17 protein-coding genes and 5 pseudogenes are annotated in these 15,703 nt (G+C 63.7%); 10 read left to right on the top strand and 12 right to left on the bottom strand.

What is annotated here, in order from left to right:
• From J2X01_RS21245 to pdxS, 5 genes and pseudogenes are all read left to right on the top strand, one after another.
• On the top strand, nt 1-1,098 hold a 1,098-nt coding region (locus J2X01_RS21245; protein WP_310062322.1), incomplete at its 5' end, for an L-serine ammonia-lyase.
• 154 nt (nt 1,099-1,252) lie between these two features.
• The gene (locus J2X01_RS21250) at nt 1,253-1,738 is read left to right on the top strand and encodes a glutathione peroxidase (protein WP_310062325.1); all 486 of its coding nucleotides are present in this window, start codon (nt 1,253-1,255) and stop codon (nt 1,736-1,738) included.
• Between the two features lie 10 nt (nt 1,739-1,748).
• Nucleotides 1,749-1,931, top strand: a pseudogene (locus tag J2X01_RS21255) (L-serine ammonia-lyase, iron-sulfur-dependent, subunit alpha); the annotation flags it as partial.
• Between the two features lie 3 nt (nt 1,932-1,934).
• On the top strand, nt 1,935-2,819 hold the full coding sequence (gene purU, locus J2X01_RS21260) for a formyltetrahydrofolate deformylase (protein ID WP_310062328.1): 885 nt from the start codon (nt 1,935-1,937) through the stop codon (nt 2,817-2,819).
• Nucleotides 2,820-2,895: 76 nt separating this feature from the next.
• Nucleotides 2,896-3,795 (top strand): pyridoxal 5'-phosphate synthase lyase subunit PdxS, encoded by a 900-nt coding sequence (gene pdxS, locus J2X01_RS21265; protein ID WP_310062332.1) that lies wholly within the window; start codon nt 2,896-2,898, stop codon nt 3,793-3,795.
• Nucleotides 3,796-4,015: 220 nt separating this feature from the next.
• Here the strand turns inward: pdxS and J2X01_RS21270 are convergent.
• From J2X01_RS21270 to J2X01_RS21300, 7 genes and pseudogenes are all read right to left on the bottom strand, one after another.
• Nucleotides 4,016-4,210, bottom strand: a pseudogene (locus J2X01_RS21270) (Tn3 family transposase); the annotation flags it as partial.
• Nucleotides 4,208-4,595: pseudogene (locus tag J2X01_RS21275) on the bottom strand (FAD-dependent oxidoreductase); the annotation flags it as partial. The pseudogenes J2X01_RS21275 and J2X01_RS21270, both read right to left, overlap by 3 nt.
• Before the next feature lie 98 nt (nt 4,596-4,693).
• Nucleotides 4,694-5,818 carry an FUSC family protein gene (locus J2X01_RS21280; RefSeq protein ID WP_310062334.1) on the bottom strand — a complete coding sequence of 375 codons (1,125 nt, stop codon included), beginning with the start codon at nt 5,816-5,818 and terminating at the stop codon, nt 4,694-4,696.
• A 443-nt stretch (nt 5,819-6,261) separates the two neighbouring features.
• On the bottom strand, nt 6,262-6,483 hold the full coding sequence (locus J2X01_RS21285) for a LysR substrate-binding domain-containing protein (RefSeq protein WP_374725012.1): 222 nt from the start codon (nt 6,481-6,483) through the stop codon (nt 6,262-6,264).
• Between the two features lie 156 nt (nt 6,484-6,639).
• Nucleotides 6,640-6,933: a type II toxin-antitoxin system RelE family toxin gene (locus J2X01_RS21290; RefSeq protein ID WP_310062336.1), complete on the bottom strand. Its 294-nt coding sequence runs from the start codon at nt 6,931-6,933 to the stop codon at nt 6,640-6,642.
• A complete protein-coding gene (locus J2X01_RS21295; protein ID WP_310062338.1) occupies nt 6,930-7,205 on the bottom strand; it encodes a type II toxin-antitoxin system Phd/YefM family antitoxin in 276 nt (91 codons plus the stop codon). Before J2X01_RS21295 ends, J2X01_RS21290 begins: the two co-directional genes overlap by 4 nt.
• Nucleotides 7,206-7,468: 263 nt before the next feature.
• Nucleotides 7,469-8,407 (bottom strand): LysR family transcriptional regulator, encoded by a 939-nt coding sequence (locus tag J2X01_RS21300; protein WP_310062341.1) that lies wholly within the window; start codon nt 8,405-8,407, stop codon nt 7,469-7,471.
• Nucleotides 8,408-8,647: 240 nt separating this feature from the next.
• Here J2X01_RS21300 and J2X01_RS21305 point away from each other — a divergent pair, with 240 nt between their 5' ends.
• The gene (locus J2X01_RS21305; protein WP_310062345.1) at nt 8,648-9,766 is read left to right on the top strand and encodes a PrpF domain-containing protein; all 1,119 of its coding nucleotides are present in this window, start codon (nt 8,648-8,650) and stop codon (nt 9,764-9,766) included.
• A 12-nt stretch (nt 9,767-9,778) separates the two neighbouring features.
• Nucleotides 9,779-11,227, top strand: coding sequence for an SLC13 family permease (locus J2X01_RS21310; RefSeq protein ID WP_310062347.1), 1,449 nt, complete (start codon nt 9,779-9,781; stop codon nt 11,225-11,227).
• Between the two features lie 455 nt (nt 11,228-11,682).
• On the opposite strand, the pseudogene J2X01_RS21315 reads toward J2X01_RS21310, so the two are convergent.
• Both J2X01_RS21315 and J2X01_RS21320 read right to left on the bottom strand, forming a co-directional pair.
• Nucleotides 11,683-12,515: pseudogene (locus J2X01_RS21315) on the bottom strand (IS256 family transposase).
• Complete coding sequence (locus J2X01_RS21320) at nt 12,470-13,009, bottom strand: IS30 family transposase (protein WP_374725013.1); 540 nt, start codon at nt 13,007-13,009, stop codon at nt 12,470-12,472. The pseudogene J2X01_RS21315 and the gene J2X01_RS21320 overlap by 46 nt, the downstream one beginning before the upstream one ends.
• Here J2X01_RS21320 and J2X01_RS21325 point away from each other — a divergent pair.
• The gene (locus J2X01_RS21325; protein WP_310062365.1) at nt 12,936-13,277 is read left to right on the top strand and encodes a hypothetical protein; all 342 of its coding nucleotides are present in this window, start codon (nt 12,936-12,938) and stop codon (nt 13,275-13,277) included. The two genes, J2X01_RS21320 and J2X01_RS21325, sit on opposite strands and share 74 nt — an antisense overlap.
• Nucleotides 13,278-13,544: 267 nt before the next feature.
• Nucleotides 13,545-13,778, top strand: a complete 234-nt coding sequence (locus tag J2X01_RS21330) for a helix-turn-helix domain-containing protein (protein WP_310062349.1) — start codon at nt 13,545-13,547, stop codon at nt 13,776-13,778.
• On the opposite strand, the gene J2X01_RS21335 is transcribed toward J2X01_RS21330, so the two are convergent.
• Nucleotides 13,775-13,981: a hypothetical protein gene (locus tag J2X01_RS21335; RefSeq protein WP_310062352.1), complete on the bottom strand. Its 207-nt coding sequence runs from the start codon at nt 13,979-13,981 to the stop codon at nt 13,775-13,777. The genes J2X01_RS21330 and J2X01_RS21335 overlap by 4 nt on opposite strands.
• A gap of 472 nt (nt 13,982-14,453) precedes the next feature.
• Here J2X01_RS21335 and J2X01_RS21340 point away from each other — a divergent pair, with 472 nt between their 5' ends.
• Complete coding sequence (locus tag J2X01_RS21340; protein WP_310062354.1) at nt 14,454-14,876, top strand: hypothetical protein; 423 nt, start codon at nt 14,454-14,456, stop codon at nt 14,874-14,876.
• Nucleotides 14,877-15,104: 228 nt separating this feature from the next.
• On the opposite strand, the pseudogene J2X01_RS22165 reads toward J2X01_RS21340, so the two are convergent.
• Together J2X01_RS22165 and J2X01_RS21345 are read right to left on the bottom strand one after the other, a co-directional pair.
• Nucleotides 15,105-15,230 (bottom strand): annotated as a pseudogene (locus J2X01_RS22165) (hypothetical protein); the annotation flags it as partial.
• A gap of 270 nt (nt 15,231-15,500) precedes the next feature.
• On the bottom strand, nt 15,501-15,703 hold a 203-nt coding region (locus tag J2X01_RS21345; protein ID WP_310062357.1), incomplete at its 5' end, for an SDR family NAD(P)-dependent oxidoreductase.

The raw sequence follows: 15,703 nt of genomic DNA on the forward strand, positions 1-15,703 counted from the left end.
TTCAACTGGGACGAGGACGTGGTGCTGCACCGCCGCAAGTCCCTGCCGGCCCACCCCAACGGCATGACCTTCCGGGCACTGGACCACACCGGCGCCGTACTCAAGGAGCGCAGCTACTACTCGATCGGCGGCGGCTTCGTCGTGGACGGCACCGCACAGGGCGCCGACCAGGTGGTGGCCGACGACACGGTCCTGCCGTACCCCTTCACCACCGCCGACGAGCTCCTGGACATCTGTGCCCGCGAAGGCATGTCCATCTCCGACGTGATGCTCGCCAACGAACTCGTCTGGCGCACCGAAGCCGAACTCCGGGACAAGCTCCTGGCACTGTGGGCCGTCATGCGCCAGTGCGTCGAGAACGGCTGCGCCGCCGAGGGCATCCTGCCCGGCGGACTGAACGTCAAACGGCGCGCCCCCGCGTTGTTCCGGACGCTGGCGGCATCCGCCGTCAGCGCCGATGAGGCCGCCAGAAACCCTTCCCCGGTCCAGGTGCCCGCCGACCCGCTGCTCGCCATGGAGTGGGTCAACCTGTTCGCCCTCGCCGTCAACGAGGAAAACGCCGCCGGCGGGCGGATCGTCACCGCCCCCACCAACGGTGCCGCCGGCATCGTGCCGGCCGTCCTGCACTACTACGTCAAGTTCGTCCCGGGCGCCAACGACGACGGCGTCATCCGGTTCCTGCTCACGGCCGCCGCCGTCGGGATCCTGTTCAAGATCAATGCCTCCATCTCGGGAGCCGAGGTCGGCTGCCAGGGCGAAGTCGGGTCGGCCTGCTCGATGGCCGCGGCCGGGCTCTGCGAAGTCCTGGGCGGCACCCCCGCCCAAGTGGAAAACGCCGCCGAAGTCGGAATCGAACACAACCTCGGGCTGACCTGCGACCCCGTCGGCGGGCTCGTGCAGATCCCCTGCATCGAACGCAACGCCATCGCCAGCGTCAAAGCGATCAACGCCGCCCGCCTGTGCCTCCACGGCGACGGCAGCCACAAAGTATCGCTGGACAAAGCCATCAAAACCATGCGCGAAACAGGAGCGGACATGAAAACGAAATACAAGGAAACCTCCCGCGGAGGCCTCGCCGTGAACGTCATCGAATGCTGAACCATGACGGCCTTCCCGTCGGGATCCCGCCGCGGCAAGGCGCAGGCGTGCGGCGTGCAGGGCAACATGGAGTTCCACGTGCGGTGGTGCCAAGCGAGCGGTGTCGCCGTTTCCGGGATGCCGCTTCGGACCAACAACTTTGCGAGGATGCCTCATGACCGCTCTGCACTCCATTCCCCTTACCCTTATCGACGGAACGGACGCTGACTTCGGCCGCTTCAAGGGGGAGGTGGTACTGGTGGTGAACGTCGCGTCCCATTGCGGACACACGCCGCAGTACGCAGGACTCGAGGCGCTGCACAACAAGTTCCGGGAGCAGGGTTTCGCGGTGCTGGGGGTCCCGTGCAACCAGTTTGCCGGGCAGGAGCCGGGGGCCGACGCCGAGATCGCCGAGTTCTGCGAACGCAACTTCGGTGTGACGTTCCCGATGACTGCCAAGGCAGACGTCCATGGCGAGGACCAGCACCCGCTCTACGCGGAACTAACCAAGTTCAGAAATCCCGATCTTCCTCAGCGGGTGCAGTGGAATTTCGAGAAGTTTCTGGTGAACCGCGACGGTGGGGTTGTAGCGCGCTTTGCCTCGACGATGGCGCCCGAGTCACCCGAAGTCATTGGCGCCGTGCAGGAAGCCCTCGCATGACACGGATTGACGCCGCACCATCGCCAGTGTGAAGCCCATCAACGCTGCCCGCCTTTGCCTGCACGGGTACGGCAGCCACAAAGTATCGCTGGACAAAGCGATCAAGACCATGCGTGAGACAGGAGCGGACATGAAGACCAAGTACAAGGAATCCTCCCGCGGAGGCCTGGCCGTGAACGTGATCGAGTACTGACCCGTGGATACCTTGAATAGCACCGCCGCTGAATACGTCCTGACCCTCGATTGCCCGGAGACCCGGGGAATTGTCCACGCCGTGTCCGGATTCCTGCTGGAACAGGGCTGCGACATCCTCGAAAGCAAACAGTTCGACTCGCAGGACGACGCCCAATTCTTCATGCGGCTCCACTTCGCTTCAGCCGGTGACTCCGCCGGCGGACCGGCCAGCCTGGACTCGCTCCGGGAAGCCTTCGTGCCGGTAGCCGAAAAATTCGGGATGCAGTGGGAACTGCGCGCCCACGAAGCCAAACACCGGGTCCTGATCATGGTGTCCAAATTCGAGCACTGCCTCAACGATCTGCTCTTCCGCGCCCGCATCGGCGAACTGCCCATCGACATCGTCGGGGTCGTCTCGAACCACCAGGATCACCGCGGGATCGTGGAATGGCACGGCATCCCCTTCTTCCACGTGCCCGTCACGGCCGACACGAAACCCGCGGCCGAAGCCCGTCTGATGGAGCTGGTGGACCGGCTCGACGTCGAACTCGTGGTCCTGGCCCGCTACATGCAGGTGCTCAGCGACGACCTGACCCGCAAACTGGACGGCCGCGCCATCAACATCCACCACTCCTTCCTGCCCAGCTTCAAGGGCGCCAGGCCCTACCACCAGGCGCACGCCCGCGGCGTGAAGACCGTCGGCGCCACCGCCCACTACGTGAACGCGGAGCTCGACGAAGGCCCGATCATCGCCCAGCAGGTGGTGGAGGTGGACCACACCTTCGGTCCGGAAGAGCTCGTGGCCGCCGGACGGGACACCGAACGCAAAGCCCTCTCCAACGCCGTCCGCTGGCACTGCGAGGGCCGCGTCTTCCTCCAGGGCAACCGGACCGTCGTGCTGAAATAGCCTCCGATCCAACCAGGAGTCGGCCGCAACCGTGGCAGCACCCAGCACCACCACCCACAAACGAAAGAGACATCCAGTGAATCAGCCACTTCCCCGGGTTACGGGCAGCAACCGCGTCAAGCGCGGCATGGCGGAGATGCTCAAGGGCGGCGTCATCATGGACGTCGTCAACGTCGAGCAGGCCCGCATCGCTGAGGATGCCGGCGCCGTGGCAGTCATGGCGCTGGAACGCGTTCCCGCCGACATCCGTGCCCAGGGCGGCGTGTCCCGGATGTCGGATCCGGACATGATCGAGGCGATCATCGCGGCCGTGTCCATCCCGGTCATGGCGAAGGTCCGGATCGGTCACTTCGTCGAGGCGCAGGTCATTCAGACCCTCGGTGTGGACTACATCGACGAGTCCGAGGTCCTGACCCCGGCCGACTACTCGCACCACATCGACAAGTGGAACTTCACGATTCCCTTCGTCTGCGGCGCCACGAACCTCGGTGAGGCCCTGCGCCGCATCAACGAGGGCGCGGCGATGATCCGGTCCAAGGGCGAGGCCGGCACCGGCGACGTCTCCAACGCCACCACGCACATGCGCCAGATCCGTGCGGAGATCAACAGGCTCGCCGGCATGGCCGAGGACGAACTTTACGTCGCCGCCAAGGAACTCCAGGCCCCGTACGAACTGGTCAAGGAAGTCGCCGCGACGGGCAAGCTCCCCGTGGTGCTGTTCACCGCCGGCGGCATCGCCACCCCGGCCGACGCCGCGATGATGATGCAGCTCGGCGCGGACGGTGTGTTCGTCGGGTCCGGCATCTTCAAGTCCGGCAACCCGGCCCAGCGTGCCGCCGCCGTCGTGAAGGCCACCACCTTCTTCGACGACCCGGAAGAGGTCGCCAAGGCCTCCCGCGGCCTGGGCGAGGCCATGGTCGGCATCAACGTGGACGAGATCCCGCAGCCGCACCGCCTCGCCGAGCGCGGCTGGTAGCAAGACCACTCTGAAAGGAACGAACTTGATCATCCGTCATGACGACTGGGCACGCCTGATCGGTGCAACAGTGGAAATCCGGCGCCAGGGAAACACAGTCCGCACAGGCCGCGTTGACCACGCCACAAAAGACTCCAAGCCCAGGAAGGCAACAACCCGCGGAAAATGATCGACAAAGCCGTGAAAAAGTGAAATATCCGACGCTAAGGTTTTGCCGGGCGTCGTTGAATCCGGCCGTATCCGTGTAGTGCTCCTGGATCGCCAGATCGGATTCGTGGTACGGCAGCCCGTCCAGGACATAGGTCGCGTCGCGGTCGCCGACATTGACGAGTTTGCTGTGGAAGGGCGAGTACTGGTCCGAGACATGCGTGTAGATCAGCCGTCCGGGCTCGGCACCGTACTTGGGGTTCACATAGGGATCTTTACACTCGGACGGGCTCAGAAGTCGTCCCTCAATGCCCCACGCCGAGGCGTAGCCGAGCTTCCTCTTCAGGTCGGCTACGCGCGTTTCGGTGGTCGCAACCTCCAAGCCGCCCACCTGATTGACTGATTGACGCAGCTGACTCCATCCTCGGTTAGCGAAAGCAGCTTCGCGACCGGTACTTAGCGAACGTGGTCATGGTCTTGGAGGGATTTGTCTGGAGGAAAAGGCCGGGGCGTGAGATGTCGAGCCTCCGGCAGGTTCAGCGGTCCTTGGTCCAGGACGGTAATGTTCGTCCAACCGCGCGCCACGAGTTCGTCTGCCAAATTGGTGCTGACGATACCCGCGCGATGATTACTATGCGTGGGCCAGATGCCATGGGCGTTTGTCCTGCCCTAAGTGGCGGTGCTGGAAGGGTTTGGCGAAGCGGTTAAGCAGTGGAGGCTCCGGGGAACAGGACCCCTTCAAGTCAGAGTACTAGGTACGCAGCTCCTCGGCGGGTTCTTTCGATGACGCTGCTCCCCCAGCGCAGCCAAGAGCTAAGGCTGCGCTTGTGCGCAATCGTGTTGGACCGATGACCCCCACTACGAAAATTCCCACCAACGCCCCCACCAGAGTCTCCACCCCGCGCTCGAAAATCAGGACCTCGGGGTCGATTGGTGCGGCCAGCTGGGTCATCAGCAGGATCACCGGTGTGAAGGAAACCATGGCCAGACCGTAGTGGCGGGTCATGAACAACTCAGTAGTGAACTGGAAGAGAATCACCAAGAGCGCGAGAAGGAGCGCTCGGTGACCGGCAAACTGCCCCGTCACGGACCACGGCACGGGAAGGATAACCACGGCCGTGACCGCCAGACCGAAGAAGGTACCAACTATGCGGTGGATGCCTCGGCGGACGCTGCTCAGAACGTCAGCCCCGGCCAGTGGAACGGCCGCGGCTGCCATGGCCCAATGTGGGTGCCCGCTGCCGCTAAGGACGCCGACGGCGCCGGCGCCACCCACAGCGATAACATACCGGACCGCACGCAGAAGCCAAGCCCGGCGCCCGGCGGCGTTCACGACGGGCATCTCTCGGAACACACCGCGTTGCCAGGACCTCCGGCGAAGCCAGCCACCGAACCCCACCAGCATGGAAAAGGCCGCTGATCCTGCCGCGATGAACATTGCCACCTGCCACGGGACTACCGTGGGCACGGAGGCGCAGGCCCCCAGCGCCAATATGCCAAAGAACGGCCCATTCGGCTTGAGTCGTACCCGATCTGCGAAAACCGATCCCAGACCGGCCAGCACGGCCTCCACCCCCACCAGCCACCAGGACTGGAGGTCGTTGACGGAAAGGAACACACCTACCGCTACTCCGCTAAGCAGGACAAATGCGGCCTGAAGCTGGTGGCGTATCCGGAGCTGATGCGCCTCCGCCCGACCGTACATCCCGGTCAGGGCACCGAAGACGGCGTAGATGATTAGGTCTGTCCGGCCGGCCGCCAAAAGTACCAACGATGGAACCGCTACGCTGGCGGCTACTCGCAGGGCCGCCGGAAAGTCACGGTTCGCCGGTTCCAGACGGTGGAGCGCACGGACCTGATCCCTGACAAGCAACATTTCAATCCGTCCTGATCGGGGTTTCTGCGTCAGACTGTCGGCTTGCTGCATTAGATCCGTCCTCAGGCAGCACAGCGCCCATCCCAGACAATCGAACATTGGCGGAATTCGAAACACTACACGGCCAATCGTGGGCATGCAGTCCAGCCCGGGCAATGAGCAATGAAGTCTGCGGCCGCGTGGAGATCGGCCGCAGCTCCACGCCCGTTGTATGAACCCGGGAAATCGATTTGTGCAAAATTGAGATACCCAGGCCAGCTGCTACCAGTCCAACGACAGTCTCCTGGTGAATCGCTTGTTGAACCACATGGGGGATTCGCCCCAGCGAATATCCTCAGGACTTGTGAAACAAATCCGGGCATCAGCCGATATGGGAAGAGGCTCATACCCTCCCCTGCCAAATCATCTGGGTCACTGAAGACTTGGATGCCAAGGGGTGCCGCTCAGGAAGCGAGTTCCTCAGTGAGAAGTGGCTCCAGCACCAGCCCCGGCGTGGGCTCAGGGTCGCGGATCAGGCCCAAGTCCAGTTCGCCTTCAAGGAGCCCCTCCACCTGCTCGCCAGTGGTCAGCGGCCGCAGCACCAGATCTATCCCCGGCTGGAGCTCCCTGAAGAGCCGCACGGCTTCCGGAATGGCCGTATAGCTCGCCGAACTAACGAAGCCCATGCGGAGGCGTCCGCGGTGCCCGCTGCCGACTTCGTTGATCTCCGCAACTGCGTCATCAGCCCCCCCTTCCTAAATGAAAGTCAACTACCGATAACGGCCGCTTCGTAGCCTTTACAACGACGGAGCAGCAGCGAGACTCAGGCGCCAGACAGGGGATCAGCGCGGGTTGTAGACGTCGGATCGGTGTTCGATGCGGTGGACGTACAAAATGTGCTTCTCGGTGTCGAGCGTAAACAGCACACGGTAGTCACCGCGCCGTGCTGTGCGCAGACCGAGCAGTTCGTTGGTCAATGGCCTGCTCAGCCGATAGGGGTTCTCGGCCAGCGCCCCCGTGACGAATTCGACGATCGCGGCGGCCGCCTTCTCCGGCAGCCGCCGGAAACCCTTCAGCGCCGGTCTGGTGACCTCACCCTGCCACGCCGCGTGGCCGGCGGGATCCGCATCACTCACCGCGGCGGCAGCCCGAACTCGCGGCGCAGATCATCACCGCTGGTCGTGTTGCCTTCCGCGATGTCGCGCCTGGCCTGGTCCAGGTCTTCGCGGATGCCCGGCCGTGAAAGCCAATGGATCGTTTCCTGCAGGGACTCCAGGTCATCGGCGGACATCAGCACAGCTGACGGGTGTCCGTGCCGGGTGATCTGGATGATCTCGTGCGTCGTGTCCGCTTCCTCCACGAGCGCGGAAAGCTTGTCCTTGGCTTCGCTAAGCGGTACGGTTTTCATGCTTTGATTATAGCCTGAAGTCAGGCCAGTGAATAGCCCGACTTTTAGCCGATAGCAGTGATAATGTCAAGCTGCGCGGCGCGTAGCCTGCCAGATGTGAAGTCCACCTCAAACACGGACAGTAGGCACGCTCCCCTCACTCATGCAGTTCGCACGCCCCGATATACGGAGATTTGCGTCAATCTAAGTTGACCAAAGGCCCATTATTGGCGTTCAGGGAATCAGCCGGTAGAGGAGTAGGTTGGCTGCAGCGGCACTTGGGCCTAGAGGTAGTCCCCGATATGTTCACGGGCGATTTCCAGGAGGGTGGAGTGGAAGGCGACCTCTGCGGGGGCGTAGACCTTGTCCTGGCGCTGGGCCAGCAATACCCGCCGCATGGGCGCGGCGGCACCGAGGCTGATGGCCCTGACGTCGGGGTGTTGGAGGGCAACTGCAGTTTTGGGCACCATGGCCACGCCCATGCCGACGCTGACCATGGCCTGGGCCTCTTGGTAGTCGTTGGCAAGGAAGCCGATGGTCGGTTCGAACCCGGCGTCGTGGGCGGAGCGTTGCAGGACCTCGACCACCGGGTGGGCCTCCGCGCGGACTATCCACGACTCCTTGCGTAGCTCTTCCATCTTCACCTCGTCCCGGTCGGCGAGTGGGTGTCCGCGGGCTACCAGGATGACGGTGCTTTCCTGGAAGACTTCTGTGACCCGGATGGAATCGTCGTGGAACCGGTTCCAGGGATAGTCCCAGAGCAGGCACAGTCCGGTGACTCCGGACTCGAGGTCCGACACAAGTTCGTCAAAGCGGGCGCTGCGCACCGAGAGGCCAATGGCCGGGTAACGCTTCTTGAAGGCGCGGATAACAAGAGGCAAAAAGGATCCGGCGAGGGTGGGGAACGTGCCTACGGTCAAGGAGCCGCGTCTGAGGCCTGCGATCTGGTCCAGGTCGGAATGGGCTGCCCGCATCTGCCCGATGATCTTGCGGGCGTGCCCGGCCAGCACCTGGCCGGCCTCTGTGGGCGCAACCCCACGGGAGCGGCGGTTGAGCAGGGGCTGCCCGACTTCCTGTTCGAGCTTCCGCAGCTGCTGGGAAACTGCGGACGGGGTGTACATCATCAGCTCAGCCGCCGCGGTGATCGATCCCTGCTCGACGACCTCCACCAGCAGGGCCAAACGACGGATGTCGAATAAATCTTGGCTCTCATCGTTAAGCAATGGTTCACCCTTCTGTCTATTTGGTTCAGTCTATGTAATCCCGGGCTAATCTGCGTGATGCCAGCCCCGTCTTTCCCCCTTAGGAGACCAAGGGACCAGGCTGCAGTCCTTCAGTGCCAATGAATTAAGTATCTCTACAGCCCCCATCAATAATTGAACATTGTCTTCAATTGTGATCCGGCTCATTCTGTTATCAGGCCCCAGAACAAATGCGCGGTACTAGGAAACGTAGGGAACACGATGAAGATTGAAGCTGAATGGATGCGCGGAGGGACCAGCAAGTGCTGGGTCTTCGAAACGGACCACTTGGACGAGACCCGCACCAGCCTCGATGAGTTGCTGCCCCGGCTATTCGGAAGTCCGGACTCCCGGCAGATTGATGGTGTCGGCGGAGCAACGTCGACAACCAGCAAGGCCATGATTCTTCGCCGGCCCGCCGAGGCCGATGTTGACGTCGAGTTCACCTTCGCCCAGGTCGGCATCGAAGAGGCAGCAGTGGACTGGGGCAGCAACTGCGGGAACTGCTCCGCAGTCGTCGGCCTCTACGCGATCGAAAAGGGCTGGGTCATCCCCAAGGGGGATAACACCCGCATCGTCACCCGCAACACGAACACCGGCCAGATCATCATCCAGCGGGTCGCCACTCCCGCAGGCGCCCTGCCCATCGTTCCGGATGCCCAGATGCCCGGAGTTGCGTTCCCCGGCTACCGGGTCGGTCTCGGCTTCCAGGACCCGGCCGGCAAGACCACCGGAAAACTGCTCCCCACCGGTGAGGCGACCGATACGATACTTGCCGGCGGAACCCGCTGGACCGTATCCATGGTCGACGCCGGAGCGCCGGTAGTCATCGTCCGCGCCGAGGAGCTGGGCCTGAACACAGCCCGCTACGACAGCTGGGTCGCCGGCGTGGAATTACAGCTGGAAACTCTCGAGCACATCCGCCGACAGGCCGCCGTCCGGATGGGGCTGGCACCAACGCCCGCCGAAGCGGCCCGCGCCATCCCCAAGCTCGCGATCGTCGCCTCCCCCACCCGGTCGGACCCGGACTGCGACGTCAACGTCATGATGCTCTCGATGGGCAAACCCCACCCCGCTCTGGCGATCACCGGCAGCATCGCCCTGACTCTCGCCGCCGGCACCCCGGGCACCGTACTCAACGGCATCACAGGCGACACGCCGCGGCCCACGCTGAGGCTACGCACTCCCGCGGGAGTGATCGAAACCTGGAGTGAAGAACGCGACGGGTCCCTGCTGGTCGGCGTCGACCGAACGGCCCGCACCATCGCCACCACCATCATCCACCTCCCGGAAGCTCTCGGCAGCGCCGTCGAAGCCTCACTAGCATCAGCCACTCAATGAGGAGCCACGATCATGACTAAGACTATTTACCAACCCGCTCCCACGGCAGAGAGCGAAATCCGGGAAGACCGTCCCAAGGGCCCCAATCGTCGCCGCCGTATCCTTCTGATATCGGTCGCCGCGATCGCGATCCTCGGTCTGGTCGCCCTCGCGTTCGGGGGTGCCATTTTCAACCCGGCGGCCACCTCGGAATCGGAGCCGCCCATGACCGCAATCCAGATCATCCCGCTGGTCATACTTGTCCTGATGTTCGTCGTCGCCACGAAATGGCCACTGAACATCGGGGTAATGGGCCTGGTCGCATCCTTCGGCGTCGGCTACTTCATGCTCGGAATGACCGACAAGGAAATCCTCGCGGACTTCCCCGCCAGCATCGTCCTGACAATCATCGGAGTCACCTACTTCTTCAGCATGGCCCAGCGGAACGGGACCATCGACATCATCGTGCAGACCTGCGTGCGCCTGGTCAGGGGCAAAACACTGCTGCTCCCCTGGGTGTTCTTCCTTATGGCTGCCGCACTGACTTCGCTGGGCACCTTCTCCCCCGCCGCCGTCGCGCTTCTGGCACCCGCTGCCATCGGCTTCGCCTACGAATCGCGCATCCACCCCGTACTGATGGGTGCGTTCATCATCAACGGAGCCCACGCCGGCGGGTTCTCCCCGCTGTCCGTCGCCGGCGTGCTGGTACACAACATCGCGCTGGAAAACGGCTTCCCCATCTCCCAAGGCGCACTCTTCGCCGCAAGCTTCGCCATCAACCTCATCCTCTCGGCCCTGACCGTCGCACTGTTCGCCCTCCTGGGCAAGCTCAAGGACGGCGAAGGCGTCCAACACGTCGACCTTGACGCACCGCGCACGACCCGCCCGCACGGCCAGCAAATCCTCACCCTCGCTCTGATCCTTGCCATGCTGATCTGCACGCTGGGCTTCCACATGCCGATCGGCTTCGTCGCCCTCTCCGCCGGTCTCCTCCTGGCTCTGATCAACATCAAAGAACACAGGACATTCATCGGCGGCATCTCCTGGTCCACCGTCCTGCTGGTGGCCGGCATGATCACCTACGTCTCCCTGCTCCAGCACGTCGGCGTCATCGACACCCTCGCCGAGCAAGCCCTTGCACTGGGCGCACCACTATTGATCGCGCTGGTCCTCTGCTACGTAATCGGCGTCGGCTCAGCCTTCGCCTCCTCCACCGCACTGCTGACCGCATTCATCCCCCTCGCCGGCCCCCTGTTGGCCTCCAGTTCGCTGAGCGCCTCGGGAACGGTCGCGGCACTCGCCATCGCCGCCACCGTCGTGGACGTCTCCCCCTTCTCCACCGACGGTGCCCTCATTGTCGCTAACGCCCGGGAAAACGACCGCCAACGCGTCTACAAGCAGCTGATGATGTACGCCGGCGGAGTGGTACTCGTCGCTCCCGCGCTGGCCTGGGCCCTGCTCGTACCCACCGGCATCATGTAACCGGAGCCCGCGCCTCGGGCAACGGCCGGTCAGCCACAGCAGACGGGCCGTTGCCCGTACCGGCAAACCCACCAATGCGTCCACGGCCACCGTACATCCACGACGGATAAGCCCCGAGGACACGCAACATGCTGCCGGACTCAACGTCCGGCACGCGTCCTGCCGTTCCCGCTCTTCATCGCAACAGGTAGCCCGAACGACGGGCGCGAGAACTTCGCAGCATGCAAAGGAGGCAGGGTGACCACGACGTCACCTTGCCTCCTCCCTTAACTTCCACGGACGATACACCCATGCGACACGACTAGCTCAAGGACAACCGCAATGAACTCGAGCCATCTCAAGGGAAAGCAGCACACCGGGATCCTCGCCACTGAACCCGTTCCCAACTGGTCCAAGCTCTCCCGCGGGCGAAGTGAAAATCGTCACTCACGAACGAGCTGTAACATCAGGCTGTATCAACATGCTGGGTGTGTCCGTTTAACGGTGGATCCGCGGCTGGCATTTAGTTGACTTCCTTCTAAGGTGATGGCGAAGGCGTTCTGTGCCGGCTTCCACCTTGTGGCCCATCGTGCCCTGCCTTTGCCGGTCGGGTCCAGTGCCCGGGTGGCCAGGTTGAGACATTTCAGGGCCGCCTGTTCGGTGGGGAAATGACCCCTGGCCCTGACCGCGCGCCGGTACCTGGCGTTGACGGACTCGATGGCGTTGGTGCTGCAAATGACCGCCGGATTTCCACGTCGTAGTCCAGGAACGGCACGAACTCGCTCCAGGCGTTCTCCCACAGCCGGGTGATGGCCGGATACCGCCGGCCCCATTTGCCGGAGAACTCCACGAAGCGTTCCTTCGCGGCGGCCTCGGACGGCGCCGTGTAGACCGGGCGCAGGTCACGGGACATTTCGTCCCAGTACTGCCGCGCGGCATAGCGGAAGGTGTTGCGGATCAGGTGCACGATGCAGGTCTGGACCACAGCGAACTCCCACACGCTGGTGATGGCCTCGGGAAGGCCTTTGAGTCCGTCACAGACCGTGATGCAGACGTCCTCGACGCCCCGGTTCTTGATTTCCGTCAGCACCGAGAGCCAGAACTTCGCCCCTTCGCCGCCGTCCCCGGCCCAGAGCCCGAGGATGTCGCGTTCGCCATTGGCGCTGACGCCGATCGCGACGTAGACCGGCCGGTTCGTGACCTGCGTCCCGGCCCTTGACGTGGATAGCGTCGATGAACACCACCGGGTAGACCCGGCGGTTTCTAGTGAACGTCGCGAATCGTGGATGTATGTATCCGGTGTCCTAATCGTTGCATGGCTGCCCGTGGTGAGCGGTCATTGAGGCATGATCGGGGTCTGTCGTTGAGTTCGTCGCAGACGTCGTCGAGCTGGTCCTGGCTCCACACGTTCAGGTCCGTGCCCTTTGGAAAGTACTGGCGGATCAGGCCATTGGTATTTTCATTGGTTCCGCGTTGCCAGGGTGAGTGCGGGTCAGCAAAGTAGATCCGTAACCCTGTGGCCTTCTCTATCCGGGGATGCTGGAACATTTCGTTGCCTTGGTCCCAGGTCAATGTGCGGCGTAGCGGCAGAGGCAGGCGGGCGTATGCGGTGATAAGCGCATTGGCCACGGTCGTGGCGGAATGGTCGTCAGATAGCCGCAGGAGCAGGGTGAAGCGGGTCTTGCGTTCCACGAGCGTGACGATCGCAGAGCGTTGCGAAGAACCGATGATGAGATCGCCCTCCCAATTCCCTGCCTGGCGCCGGTTCTCCACGTGGGCCGGCCTGGAGTGGATCGACCGCATCGCCCTACTGAACACTCCATGCCCGGCCGGAGAAGTGATCCAGGTCCTCCTCACCCATATCCGGCCAGCCCTGGCCGACAGCGGGGACGAGGAGCAAGTGACCGTGGAAGTGGCACGGATCCTGGCCTCCGGGACGGGATCACGCCGGCAGCGCGAGATCATGATGAGCACCCAGAGCCTGCCCGCCGTGGTGCTCGAGGCCATCGGACACACCCACGGGACCGCCACGGCCCCGCATCGCCCGTCCCGGCGCCTGCAAACCAGCTGACTGACCCGACAGGACATGGATGGACAGCCGCGACAGCGCTCGACGGACGCTCACCCGCTCCTGCTCCTTGACCAGCTCGCCCAGTGGGCCCGCATCCCGTCCGTTGGCCCGCCTCCCCGGGCGCAGACACAGCAGGCTGCCCGCCCGACTGACAGACCAGAAGGCAGGATCACCTTTCCGGGGTTCTACGACAGCGTCGAGGAATCTCACCCTCTCGCGTTCCTCTTTCCGTCATTGTTATAAGGCAGCCCAAGGAGTCCGATCCGAATGCCCCTCGCAAACGTCCCCACCCCCTACCTGACCATCGCCGAAGTGGCCGAGGGCCTGCGGGTGTCCAAGATGACCGTCTACCGGCTCGTCCGGACCCACGCACTGGCCTCGATGAGATTCGGCAAGTCCTACCGAATCTCTGAACAAGCCGTTGAAGACTACCTCGGGAGAACCAGTGTTTCGGCGGAACCCTGTGCCGCATCTTCGCTCGACTTCCCCACCGATTTCTAGACCTGGTACCACGCCAGGAACTCCCGCAGGCCGGGATAATTGCTGTTCTCGGCCTTGACCGTCCCGAAATCCCTGCGGCCCATGACCCGATCGCCCTCTTTTGAGTAGCTGAATGCGCGTCCCATGAGCACCCGCTGGAGCAGTTCCGGCGGGCGGTCCCTGGAAGCGCCTCCCTGCTCGCGGTAGGCGATACCACGCCGCATCGGAGGTAGGTGGCTGCCTTAGCACCCCCATCCGAGGCAGGCCGAACTTCCATAGTGCTCGGCGTCCCGCCGGACTGCTCTGGACAGGGCCAGTCGCCGTGTGTAAATTCGGTTTCAGGTTCCGCCTCGGGTTGGAGCCGGCCTTGACGGTCGTGTGCAGGACGGTCAGGGATGCCGCTGTAGCCGTGCGGCGGCGACGATGCACCCTGCGAAAGAAGGCCATTGTGGCCGCCTCGTATCTTGAGAATTTCGTCGACCCAGCAGCGCCGTACTCCGACGTTCCCGCATCCGGCTTTCACTGCCGGCCGGATGGCAGGGCATCTGTGGGTGCAACCTGGAACCGGGCCAGCACACCACCCCGGGCACACACGTACGGCTTTGGCCCTGACCTGCCTGGGCGCTGTCCCGGGATGACTGGCGCTGTCGCGGCAGTCCGTACCCCTGCCAGGTGCGCCTCCCCGGTGTAGTAGCCATGTCCAGGAACCCCAAGCGCCATCTGCCCCAAGACCCGGAACCGGAGCGTCCGGAGCTGTGCTGCGCCCAGTGCCGGACCGATGCTCACCTGTTCATCAGCTCCATCGCGCCGCCTTCACCGGCCTCCAAGAATTCCGTAGCGGTGTATTACACCTGCACGAAATGCGGACTCTCACAGTGTTACTGGGCCGATGAGGCACAGTTCATCGGGGCAGTGAACGTCACCGCAAGACGACACGACGTGCTGGTCTTCAGCGACCAGTACATCCACTGCGGACAGTCCATGCAAAAAACCGCTTCGGGCGTCCTTCGGCTGGACGGTCGCATCGTCGAGGATGAGATCCGGAATGCCGCGGCCGTGTATCTGGACATCCGTGTAATGGAGTGCCCGTGTGGCTTCCGGCTGGTGCTCCCGGATTAGAGGCCCTGAGGAAGACTGGTGCCCGGGCGCGCGCCAACTGCGGCTTCGCACGGACATCGATGCCGGCGTGAGGAATCTCCATGACGGGGGCGAACGGAACGTCTGCGCACCTCCCGCGGAATTTGAGCCACGGCAAAGCGGCCGCTGCGGAACCACCCAACCCAGTGACGATCGGTGGCTCCGCTGGTGCCCGGATGGGACGTTTTCGGGCTATGAACCGGACCGGGCTCAGCTATCCTTTAGCCGCCGGCCCCCGGGAAGGTTCTCACCCCAGGACGGGTACATCTCCCCGTCATTGTGCTCGGCTTCGCGACGGGCCGTCTCTGCTTCGATCGCCTTTTTCACGAAGTGACTCCAGGTGTTATCCCTTCGGCGTAGCTGGTCGCGCGGTACGCGGTCCGCGCCCGGTTCCGTAGCGCGGCGGGGATACTCACGGTCACATTAGCGGTTTCGGATTCTTTGGGTTCTGCCTTCTTTGGTGTCTCCGGCCGGTGTCCGGGGAGCATCCGTGCCAGCGGCGCCTCGGCGGCCGGGGCTACAGTGCGTCGCGGAGGCAATCCGAGTGCGGGTCGGCTGGGTGTCGGTTCGGCACTCACGCGTTGACCTCCGGGGATTCAGCGACGGTCACGGGTGATGGCCTCCACCTGCCGTGACAGGGGCTGCCTCATTGCGCGAGGCGAGGACGACGTGTGCGCCGGCGGTGGCCAGCGCCGCGGCGATCGCCGCACCGATCCCCTGGCTCGCGCCGGTGACCAGCGCGAACTTCCCGTCGAGGCGCGCGGCACCGGTCATCGTGCTTCCCGATTCGCGGCGGCCCTGTTTTGTGG

Origin of the sequence: Arthrobacter ginsengisoli (genome assembly GCF_031456935.1) — a bacterium.
GTDB classification, from domain to species: Bacteria; Actinomycetota; Actinomycetes; order Actinomycetales; family Micrococcaceae; genus Arthrobacter; species Arthrobacter ginsengisoli.

Coding starts and splice junctions, on each gene's coding strand:
- J2X01_RS21250 (WP_310062325.1), top strand. CDS start 1,253: ATGACCGCTCTGCACTCCATTCCCCTTACCCTTATCGACGGAACGGAC.
- J2X01_RS21280 (WP_310062334.1), bottom strand. CDS start 5,818: ATGTTGCTTGTCAGGGATCAGGTCCGTGCGCTCCACCGTCTGGAACCG.
- J2X01_RS21285 (WP_374725012.1), bottom strand. CDS start 6,483: ATGGGCTTCGTTAGTTCGGCGAGCTATACGGCCATTCCGGAAGCCGTG.
- J2X01_RS21295 (WP_310062338.1), bottom strand. CDS start 7,205: ATGAAAACCGTACCGCTTAGCGAAGCCAAGGACAAGCTTTCCGCGCTC.
- J2X01_RS21305 (WP_310062345.1), top strand. CDS start 8,648: ATGAAGATTGAAGCTGAATGGATGCGCGGAGGGACCAGCAAGTGCTGG.
- J2X01_RS21310 (WP_310062347.1), top strand. CDS start 9,779: ATGACTAAGACTATTTACCAACCCGCTCCCACGGCAGAGAGCGAAATC.
- J2X01_RS21325 (WP_310062365.1), top strand. CDS start 12,936: ATGAGATCGCCCTCCCAATTCCCTGCCTGGCGCCGGTTCTCCACGTGG.
- J2X01_RS21320 (WP_374725013.1), bottom strand. CDS start 13,009: ATGCGGTCGATCCACTCCAGGCCGGCCCACGTGGAGAACCGGCGCCAG.
- J2X01_RS21330 (WP_310062349.1), top strand. CDS start 13,545: ATGCCCCTCGCAAACGTCCCCACCCCCTACCTGACCATCGCCGAAGTG.
- J2X01_RS21335 (WP_310062352.1), bottom strand. CDS start 13,981: ATGCGGCGTGGTATCGCCTACCGCGAGCAGGGAGGCGCTTCCAGGGAC.
- J2X01_RS21340 (WP_310062354.1), top strand. CDS start 14,454: ATGTCCAGGAACCCCAAGCGCCATCTGCCCCAAGACCCGGAACCGGAG.